The organism is Pedobacter fastidiosus, from assembly GCF_014306625.1.
GTDB classification, from domain to species: Bacteria; Bacteroidota; Bacteroidia; order Sphingobacteriales; family Sphingobacteriaceae; genus Pedobacter; species Pedobacter fastidiosus.
The window spans coordinates 1-555 of the sequence record NZ_JACRYL010000064.1; the positions used below are offsets into that span (position 1 = coordinate 1).

The following is a 555-nucleotide window of genomic DNA, read 5'->3' on the forward strand; positions in this document are numbered from 1 at the left end:
CCCCGCCTTGCAGGCACCCCTCAAGAGGGGAATAAAACCCATCAACTAAACCAAATTCGCCATTGCGAGGCCGGAAATGAGCGAGCCAAAGCAATCTCCCCTTTTCGGAGCGAAAAATCAGCTAGTAAACAAATTTCACTACTCTACTTAAGGAAATGCAATCCCTATAAAAATGCTTGATTACAAATCCAGTTCTATATATATAGTACGAGATGCGCTTCGCTAACATCTCGAACAGCAAAAAAACGAACAGCAAAAAACACCCCGCCTTGCAGGCATCCCTCAAGAGGGGAATAAAACCCATCGACTAAACCAAATTCGTCATTGCGAGGCCGGAGATGAGCGAGCCAAAGCAATCTCCCCTTTTCGGAGAGAAAAATCAGCTAGTAAACAAATTTCACTACTTTACTGAAGGAAATGCAATCCCTATAAAAAATGGTTGATTACAAATCCAGTTCTATATATAGTACGGGATGCGCTACGCTAACATCTCGAACAGCAAAAAAACGAACAGTAAAAAACCACCACGCCTTGCAGGCACCCCTCAAGAGGGGA

1 protein-coding gene is annotated in these 555 nt (G+C 43.8%); it reads left to right on the plus strand.

Annotation, left to right across the window (positions count from 1 at the left end):
• Positions 1–180 (plus strand): hypothetical protein (locus tag H7U22_RS22960; protein WP_222621952.1); only part of this gene is annotated, 180 nt, incomplete at its 5' end.
• Positions 181–555: the final 375 nt, after the last annotated feature.